Source organism: Microcystis sp. LE19-41.2A, from assembly GCF_027530405.1.
In the GTDB taxonomy this organism is placed as follows: Bacteria; Cyanobacteriota; Cyanobacteriia; order Cyanobacteriales; family Microcystaceae; genus Microcystis; species Microcystis aeruginosa.
This window is the reverse complement of sequence record NZ_JAPZQJ010000030.1, coordinates 1-1,877: the sequence shown is the minus strand read 5'-3', so window position 1 is coordinate 1,877 and position 1,877 is coordinate 1. Positions and strand designations below refer to the sequence as shown.

Sequence of the window (1,877 nt, the reverse complement as noted above, 5' to 3'; positions counted from 1 at the left end):
CGAAGGTTACATGATATCAGCGAGACTTGGAAACTATCTCATCAAATTAGTTCCCCCATAGAACCCCCTTGAGCCATCTGGCACACTTTTCTCTTTTTGTCAAATTTTATGTTAAGAAAGATGTGACTAATGGATAGCTTATTAAGGGGGATCCCCCCGCCTATCGGCACCCCCCTTATCAAGGGGGGCAGGGGGGATCGGCACCCCCCTTATCAAGGGGGGCAGGGGGGATCGGCACCCCGCTTATCAAGAGGGGCAGGGGGGATCGAACCTAAAATCCATTTTTAATTTAATTATAACCAGCTACTTAAGTAAGCTAAAACGGATTTTAACCGCCTATCTTTAGATTAGCTGTCTCGGAGTCTCGACTAGGAAATTAATTTTGCACGACTACTTAACTAACACTCCATTCAGAAAAATTTCGGCAATACCTTCGGCCATTTCTTGTAAAGCTAAGGGGGAAGCATTACTATCTAAAATAGTTTCACTGGAAAAACCGGCAATTGCGAACATTCCTAGAAAAACCTGGGCGACAATTTTCGGATTCATGGGACGATAGACACCACGATCGATCGCTGTTTGAAAAAAAGCCTCGGCCACATCGGTCATTTTAGCAATTACCTCCGATTGAATTCGCTCTTTTAATTCGGGATGAAATTGCGCCTCTATAAAACAAACTCGCAATAAATCGCTATTTTCTCGCATTCTCAACACCCTACGTCGCATCACCTGCGCTACCGCTTTATAACTGCCCATTTCGCTCAATTCCGTCAGCAAGTCGGTGAGAATATCCACCCATCCCCTAGTGGCCACTTCGATTAAAATCGCCTTTTTGTTGGGAAAATAACGAAATAAAGTTCCTTCTGCCACATTTGCTTTTCCTGCTAGGTCTTTGGTCGTGGTTCCTTCATAACCCTTAGCGGCAAATAAACGTAAAGCGGCCTGTAGAATACGACTACGAGTATCTTCTTCCCCAGAATTGGTCTCAGTTAGGGAACGTTGAAAAAGACTTTGCATAATTTATTGACAGCTAGAACGGGATAGAGCCATTGTCATCGATCAAGTCAGGTGTTTACTCAAATGCTTCATAAAATTTTGAGTAATTGGAGTAACTTGGCCTTTAACAACGAGCGCACGAGCTTGACAATGGGCTAAGTTTCCAGCCAAGATAACCGAAAGATTTTCATTCTCCCAGATAAAGCCTAGTTCTAGACCCAAATCCGGTAATGATTCGGTAGTAAGCTAAACGGCGCTTAACCTGCATGATCCAACAGCTATAACCCTTTTGGAGTCTATATCGGTGATCCGAAGTAAAAGCCGTTTAGCTTACTCCCGCGACCGAAGACCTGACTTGAAACAATTTATGATTGACTTAATCGTAAGTGGGGATGGAGATGTACCTTTATTCCTGAAAGTAGGTGACGGAAATGAAGCAGACAAAGCGGTTTTTGGTCAAATCGCCCGAGAATTTAAAAAACCAGTTGACTTTGACAGTTTAATAGTCGGCGATAGCGCCCTCTATAGCAAAGAGAATTTAAAACTAATGAGAGAAATGCGTTGGTTATCTCGAGTCCCCTTCAGCATTAAAGAGGCTCAAGAGTTAGTCGATAGCATCTCAGAAAAAGAGTTAACCGATTCAGAAATACCGGGTTATTCCTGGAGGGAAACCATCTCTAACTAGGGTCTGCTGAAAAAGTTTTTCCTGGGGGTAGGAGTCAGTAGCCGGTCGTCAGGAGTCGGTCGTTTCAGGCTTTGTTGCCCTTGTTTTTTGTACCAAGCGATGTACCACAAGAAGGATAATGCAAGGTTTTTGAACGTCCCAATCCTATTTTCTTGCACTAACATCGGACTTTAACAGGTCAAAAGCCTTATTTTAA

1 protein-coding gene and 1 pseudogene are annotated in these 1,877 nt (G+C 43.3%); one reads left to right on the top strand and one right to left on the bottom strand.

Annotated features, from left to right (window positions below):
- Positions 1-390 precede the first annotated feature (390 nt).
- The gene (locus O9290_RS01720) at positions 391-1,017 is read right to left on the bottom strand and encodes a TetR/AcrR family transcriptional regulator (RefSeq protein WP_002758614.1); all 627 of its coding nucleotides are present in this window, start codon (positions 1,015-1,017) and stop codon (positions 391-393) included.
- 295 nt (positions 1,018-1,312) lie between these two features.
- On the opposite strand from O9290_RS01720, the pseudogene O9290_RS01715 reads away from it, so the two are divergent.
- A pseudogene (locus O9290_RS01715) lies at positions 1,313-1,678 on the top strand (IS1634 family transposase); the annotation flags it as partial.
- Positions 1,679-1,877 lie beyond the last annotated feature (199 nt).